This is a genomic window from Frankia sp. CgJB1, assembly GCF_977947065.1.
This window is the reverse complement of record NZ_CDWTNB010000202.1, coordinates 1-6,830: the sequence shown is the minus strand read 5'-3', so window position 1 is coordinate 6,830 and position 6,830 is coordinate 1. Positions and strand designations below refer to the sequence as shown.

The 6,830-nt window shown below is 69.7% G+C and carries 7 protein-coding genes; 2 read left to right on the top strand and 5 right to left on the bottom strand.

The window, feature by feature from the left end:
• Positions 1 to 868, bottom strand: an 868-nt coding sequence (ftsX, locus tag AC08OT_RS17855; protein WP_476603069.1) for a permease-like cell division protein FtsX, incomplete at its 3' end; no start/stop codon positions are given.
• A complete protein-coding gene (gene ftsE, locus AC08OT_RS17850; RefSeq protein WP_476603070.1) occupies positions 808 to 1,614 on the bottom strand; it encodes a cell division ATP-binding protein FtsE in 807 nt (268 codons plus the stop codon). The genes ftsX and ftsE, both read right to left, overlap by 61 nt.
• 297 nt (positions 1,615 to 1,911) lie before the next feature.
• On the opposite strand from ftsE, the gene AC08OT_RS17845 reads away from it, so the two are divergent.
• Positions 1,912 to 2,097 carry a hypothetical protein gene (locus AC08OT_RS17845; RefSeq protein WP_462186014.1) on the top strand — a complete coding sequence of 62 codons (186 nt, stop codon included), beginning with the start codon at positions 1,912 to 1,914 and terminating at the stop codon, positions 2,095 to 2,097.
• A 70-nt stretch (positions 2,098 to 2,167) separates the two neighbouring features.
• Positions 2,168 to 3,280 carry a PQQ-dependent sugar dehydrogenase gene (locus AC08OT_RS17840; RefSeq protein WP_476594253.1) on the top strand — a complete coding sequence of 371 codons (1,113 nt, stop codon included), beginning with the start codon at positions 2,168 to 2,170 and terminating at the stop codon, positions 3,278 to 3,280.
• A 38-nt stretch (positions 3,281 to 3,318) separates the two neighbouring features.
• Here AC08OT_RS17840 and cobA read toward each other — a convergent pair whose 3' ends face one another.
• The 3 genes from cobA to nirB form a co-directional block, all read right to left on the bottom strand.
• Positions 3,319 to 4,140, bottom strand: coding sequence for a uroporphyrinogen-III C-methyltransferase (gene cobA / locus AC08OT_RS17835; RefSeq protein ID WP_462186016.1), 822 nt, complete (start codon positions 4,138 to 4,140; stop codon positions 3,319 to 3,321).
• 118 nt (positions 4,141 to 4,258) lie between these two features.
• A complete protein-coding gene (gene nirD, locus AC08OT_RS17830; protein WP_462186017.1) occupies positions 4,259 to 4,603 on the bottom strand; it encodes a nitrite reductase small subunit NirD in 345 nt (114 codons plus the stop codon).
• Positions 4,604 to 4,639: 36 nt separating this feature from the next.
• Positions 4,640 to 6,830 (bottom strand): nitrite reductase large subunit NirB (nirB, locus tag AC08OT_RS17825; RefSeq protein WP_476603068.1); only part of this gene is annotated, 2,191 nt, incomplete at its 5' end.

Below are 6,830 nucleotides of genomic sequence, written 5' to 3'. Positions count from 1 at the left end.
CCCGTAGATGACGGCGGAGCGCCACCGAAGCCATCGCGGCGGCGGCGAGCACACCGACCCCCAGCACGACGGCCGCGGTCTCCCAGACCGCCGACCAACCGAACAGGGGGAACATCGTCTGCTTCGCGAACCGACCGTCCACCAGGTAGATCTTGGCCAGCGCGAGCACGCCCGTGGCGAACAGCCCGCCAATCAGCCCCACCGCCGCGATCTCCAAGACGAACGGGGCCCGGATTGTTCCGTTGGACGCACCGACCATCTTCATGATGGCAGTCTCCCGCCGCCGAGCATGCGCCGAGATCCGGATCATCGTGTAGATGAGGGCGAAGGACGCCAAGGCCTGCACGGCGGCGAGGGCGAAGGCGCCCGCTGTGAAGGCGTCGAGGAACCGGTACAACGGGTCAAGCAGGCCGCGCTGGTCGCGCACAGCTTCCACCCCGTCGAGGCCTGTGTAGGTGACGACGATGTCGCGGGCCGCTCGCGGATCGGTGAGCGTAAGTCGTAGCGCCGCGGGCAGGTCGTCGGGTCCGACACCGGCGAGGACGTCGGGCGATCCACGGAAGTCCCGGCGGAAACGGTCGTACACCTGCTGTTTGCTTTCGTACCGCACGTCGACGACCAGTGGATCCGCCGCGATCTCGGCCTCGAGGGCAGACCGCTCGCCTGGGGTGATGCCATCGGAGAGATCAACGACGACCTCGATCTGGTCGAGCAGGAAGCTGTCGATGGTGTGCACCTGCGCCCGCAGGAGCAGGCCCAACCCCAGCAACGCCAGGCAGATCGCGACAGTGATGATCATAGCGCAGGTCATCGCCAGGTTGCGGCGCAGGCCCGTCCACAGCAGCGACGCCAGCAGACTCGGTCGCATAAGCGGACCCGGTCGGCCGGCACCCGGGGCCCGGGCCGGGGAATCATCGGCACCACCAGATCATCCTGGTTGTAACGCCCGCGAGCCTCGTCCCGGATCAGCGCGCCGTCGCTCAGCTCGAGCACCCGGCGGCGCATCGCGTCGACGAGCGACGCGTTGTGGGTCGCCATCACGACGGTGGTGCCGGCCTGATGAACAGTGTCGAGCAGGTTCACGATCTCGATGCTGGTGTTCGGATCGAGGTTGCCGGTCGGCTCGTCGGCCAGCAGTACCCGAGGACGGCCGACGAACGCCCGGGCGATTGCGACCCGCTGCTGTTCGCCTCCGGAGAGCTCATCAGGATACCGGTCCGCCTTCTCCGCGAGGCCGACCAGGTCGAGTGCCTCCGGCACGACGCTGCGCACGACATGCCGAGGACGGCCGACCACGTCGAGGGCGAACGCGATGTTCGCCGCCACGGTCCGATTCGGTAGCAGGCGAAAGTCTTGGAAGACGCAGCCGACCAGCCGGCGCAGCTGGGGCACCCCGCGGTCCGGCATCCGCGCGACGTCACGGCCGGCCACCAGCACCCGGCCGGACGTCGCCCGTTCCTCCCGCAGCAGCAATCGCAGCAATGCGGTCTTACCCGATCCGGACGGCCCCACGAGGAAGACGAACTCACCGGCACCGATCTCCGCGGTGACATCGATCAGCGCCGGCCGGCCGCCGTTCGGGTACCGCTTGCTCACGGAACTCAAAACGATCATTGCGCCTTCCCGCACTCCCATGACTTTCAGTAGCCGCATGGTAGGGCGTGACGAAGGTCGGAGGCCGCAGGTTAACGCCCGACCGGAATCTCCGAGAACAGCCCCGGGCGGGTCACCGCTCGCCCGGTCGACCTTTGACGGAGCGGCACGCCACCGTGCGCGGGCGTAACGTGGAGGTCGATCGTGCGTGTCGCCAACGGTCGTGCTCCATCCGAAACGTCCGGGTGTTGTCCCCACCCCGAGGAAGTGCGACGATCGCCCGATCATGGCATCCGTCCCGGGTGAGAAGGAGGCGCTATGGGCAGCGAGGATCTCGTCTGCGCGCGCTGCGCCGGACTGGTGGTCGAAGGCCGGTGTCCCACCTGCCGCGCCTCGCGCGAGTACCTGCGCCAGAGCTTCTTCCAGATGTCACCGCAGGTGATCGTCGCGCTGATCGCGATCGTGATGCTACTGACGGTCCTTGCCGCCCGTCACGTCTCCTAAGCCCGGCCGCGCCGCCGCGGCAAAGGCTGACCTAGTCGCGGGCCGCCCCGAATCTCCCCGTTGTCCTCCCGTGCGCTGCCTCGTCCTGGTCAGCGCCATTCTCGCCCTGGTGGGCCTCGGCGTATCCGCCTGCGGCGGGAATGGTGGCCGCCCCTGGCCGGCCGAGTCGTCGAAGCCGGCCACCACCGCACCGTCGGCGGGTCGCGACAGCCCGCAGCCCGAGTTGCGCATCATCACCACGGGTCTCGCGGCGCCCTGGGATGTCGCCTTCCTCCCCTCCGGGGACGCCTTGATCAGCGAACGGGACAGCGGCCGTATCCTGCGTCGCCCGGCCGGCGGTGGCGAGCCTACCGAGGTCGCCCGTTTTCCGGACATGGTGCACAGCGGGGAATCGGGGCTGCTGGGCCTCGCCGTCTCCCCCACCTACGCGGCCGATCACTTCGTGTACGCCTATTACACGACCCGGGCCGACAACCGGATCGTGCGGTTCCGGCTGACCGGGAACTGGGCGGGTTCCCCCGCACCGATCCTCACCGGGCTCGCGAACGCCCAGATCCACAACGGCGGACGGATCAGGTTCGGCCCGGACGGCCTGCTGTACGCGGGGGTAGGGGACGCCGGCGTGACCACACGGGCGCAGGACCGCGCCAGTCTGAACGGCAAGATCCTACGGATGCGTCCCGACGGAAGCGTGCCGCCGAGCAATCCGTTCCCGGGCTCGCTGATCTACAGCATGGGCCACCGCAACGTGCAGGGCCTGGCGTGGGATACGGCCGGACGGCTGTGGGCATCCGAGTTCGGCCAGAACAACTTCGACGAGGTGAACCTGATCATCCCGGGCGGCAACTACGGGTGGCCGATGGTGGAGGGCGTCGGCGACACCGACAAGGGCCGCCTGCGCAATCCCCTCGTCACCTGGACCACCGCCGAAGCATCCCCGAGCGGCGTCGCGATCCGTGGAGACACCCTGTACGTGGCGGCGCTGCGCGGACAGCGGCTGTGGGAGGTGGGCCTGGCCGGTGACCATGTGCGTGGCGCCCCCTGCGCGGCGTTCACCGGTGAGCTGGGCCGGCTGCGCGCGGCGGTGCTCGCACCGGACGGATCGGTATGGATCATCACCAGCAACACCGACGGCCGAGGGGACCCGAGAAAGGGGGACGACCGGATCCTGGCGCTGCGCTGAAGGTCCGGGTGGACACGGGCGACCCGACGGCGGGAGCGTCAAGCCGACACCGTGGGCTCCACCGGAAGCGGTTCCGCCGGGACCGCCCCGACGGTACCCATCACGCCGATAATTCGATCACGTAGCGAAACCACATCTCCGATTACGATAACCGCGGGAGAACTGATCGCGGCTTCGGCCGCGAGCCGGGCGATATCCGCCAGGGGCCCGGTGATGATCGTCTCGTCGGCTGTCCCGCCAGCGTGGATCACCGCGGTCGGAGTCTCCGGCCGGCGGCCCCGCTTCACCAGCTCGTGACTGATCTCGGGCAGTGCCCCGACGCCCATCAGCACGACGACTGTGCCCGGACCGGTAGCGAGCGCGTCCCAGTCGGCGGTGGAACCGGGATGCGACGGATCGATATGGCCGCTGACGACAGCCACGTCCTGGGTGATGCCCCGGTGGGTCACCGGGATCCCGGCGAGCGCGGGGACCGCGACGGCGCTCGTCACCCCGGGGACGATCTCGCAGGGCAGGCCGGCCGCAGCGCAGGCCAGGGCCTCCTCGCCGCCACGACCGAAGACGAACGGATCACCGCCCTTGAGCCGGACGACGCCGAGCCCGCGCAGTCCCCGATCGACGATCACCGCGTTGATCTCGTCCTGGGTCAGGTTGTGACCGTGCGGCGCCTTGCCCGCATCGATGATCTCGGTACCGGGTCGCACCTCATCCAGCAGCTCACGGGGAGCCAGCCGGTCGACCACCACGACATCCGCAGCCTGGAGCAGCCGCAGACCGCGTACGGTGATCAGATCCGCCCGCCCGGGACCGCCACCGACAAGGGCCACCCATCCGCCCGGGGCTGTCTGCACACCGGTCATCTTCGTCCCCTCCCGCGTCGGCTTTCTCCCAGTGTGGGGCCTGACCAGCCCGTTCGGGGCCGATCGCCGCAGCCGACCATTCCGGCTGACCGGCCGGCTGACCGGCCGGCTGACCGCCTCAGCTGACCGGACGGGCCGCCGCGACGGGGCCGACCAGCACCCGACCGTCCTGCACCTGCACCGGGTAGACGGGGAGGCGCACCCCCTCGGCATCGAGGCACTCCCCCGTCACCAGATCGAACGCCTGCTTGTGTAACGGCGAGAAGACCACGGCCCGGTCTCCGCGGGAGCCGACGAGACCCCGGGAGAGCACGTTGGCCAGGCCGATTGGGTCGGCGTTGCCGACGGCGAGCACGGGACCGTCGCTCAGCCGGAAGATGGCCACCTGGGCGCCGTTGACGAGCGCGGCCACGCCGCGATCGGGAGTCAGATCGTCCAGGGCACAGATGTCGGTCCAGATCATGGCGGCCTCCAGATCGTCCGGGATGCGCTTACTTGCCTATTCAGAGGCTTTTGTGTCCGTTTCGTCCCTCTGGATAGGCAAGGAGCCTGGATAGGTAAGGAAACGGCCAGCCACCACGGGGAGCGTGGCACCGGCGATGAGGGCTGCCCGCTCGGCCGGGCGGGCCGGCCGGGGCTGGCCGCGTTCGAGGAGGTGGATGACGTCGGGGTCGGCCGCCTCGGGGGCGTTGACGAACGAGGCGAACCGGCGCAGTGCGACCGGATCGGCCAGCGTCGTCTTCCACTCGTCCTGATAGGTCGCGACGTGGTGGGCCATGGCCGTGTCGAGTTCGGCGCAGATGCCCAGCGAGTCGTCGACGATGACCTCGCGGACATGTCCGAGGCCGCCGTCGAGGCTCTCCACCCACAGCGCGGTGCGCTGGAGGCGATCGGCGGTGCGCACATAGAACATCAGAAACCGGTCGATGTAGCGGACGAGCGTCTCGGTGTCGAGGTCGGAGGCGAACAGCTCCGCGTGCCGGGGCCGGTGACCGCCGTTGCCGCCCAGGTACAGGTTCCAGCCCTGCTCGGTGGCGATCACCCCGACGTCCTTGGACCGCGCCTCCGCGCATTCCCGGGCACAGCCGGAGACCGCCATTTTGATCTTTTGGGGAGATCGCAGACCGCGGTAGCGTAGCTCCAGGTCGACGGCCAGCGTGGTGGAGTCCTGTACGCCGTAGCGGCACCAGGTCTCCCCGACGCAGGACTTCACCGTCCGCAACGCCTTGCCGTAAGCGTGTCCGGACTCGAGTCCGGCGTCGGTCAGCCGCTTCCAGATCTTCGGCAGCTGCTCGGCCCTGGCGCCGAAGAGGTCGATGCGCTGCCCACCGGTAATCTTCGTATAGAGGTTGAAGTCCCGGGCCACCTCGCCAATCAGGATGAGCGTCTCGGGCGTGACCTCGCCGCCGGGCAGCCGGGGGACGACCGAGTACGTGCCGTCCTTCTGCATGTTCGCGAGCATGTGGTCGTTGGTGTCCTGCAGGGCGGCCTGCTCGCCGGCCAGGACATACCCGTTGTAAAGGGAGGCGAGAATCGAGGCCACCACCGGCCGGCAAACCTCGCAGCCCCGGCCCCGACCGTGCTCGGCGATCAGCTGCGAGAACGTCGTGATCCCCCGCACCCGGACGATCTCGAACAGTTCAGCCCGGCTGACGTCGAAGTGCTCGCACAGCGCCTTCGATACCTCGATGCCCGCGGCGGCGAGCTGCTGGCCGAGGATTGTCCTGAGCATCGGCACGCAGCTGCCACAGCTCGTGCCCGCGTTGGTACACCCCTTGATCCCGGCGACGTCGGTAAGGCCGTTCTCGCTGATCGCGGCGCAGATCTGGCCGTGGGTGACGTTGTTGCACGAGCAGATCTGCGCCCCGGCGGGGAGCGCCACCCCGGCCCCGGAGCCGCCGGCCCCTGCCCCGTCGCCGTCGCCGTCGCCGTCGCCGTCCGGCAGGATGAGCCGCGCGGGATCGTCCGGCACGACCCCGGCGGAGCCGACCATGGCCCGCAACATGCCGTACTCCCCGGCGTCGCCGACGAGGATGCCACCGAGGACGCTACGCGCGTCGTCGGAGAGCACCAGCTTCTTGTAGACCTTGGCCACCGGGTCGGCGAACGTGATAGGCAGCGCACCGGGAGTCGTCCCGAAGGCGTCCCCGAAGCTCGCGACGTCGACGCCGAGCAACTTGAGCTTGGTCGACATGTCGGCACCGGTGAAGGTCGCGCCGCCGCCGAGCAGACGGTCCGCGACGACCTCGGCCATCGCGTATCCGGGTGCGACCAGCCCGTACACCCGTCCGGCCGCCAGGGCGCACTCGCCGACGGCGTAGATGTGCTCGTCGCTGGTGCGGCAGCCCTCGTCGACGACGATGCCGCCGCGATCCCCGACGTCGAGTCCGCACTCGCGGGCCAGGGCGTCCCGCGGGCGGATCCCCGCCGAGAACACGACGACGTCGGCGTCGAGGCCGGCCAGCCCCTCGGGGTGACGGGCGAAGACCATCCGGGTGACCCGCCCGTCGGGATCGGCCTCGATCCGCTCGGTGGCCGTGTCGGTGTGGACGCCGATCCCGAGCCCGGTGATGTGGGCTCGCAGCGTCTGCCCGCCGGCCTCGTCGACCTGGGCCGGCATCAGCCGGGGCGCGAACTCGACGACGTGAGTAGCCAACCCCAGGCTACGCAGCGCGTTCGCCGCCTCTGGG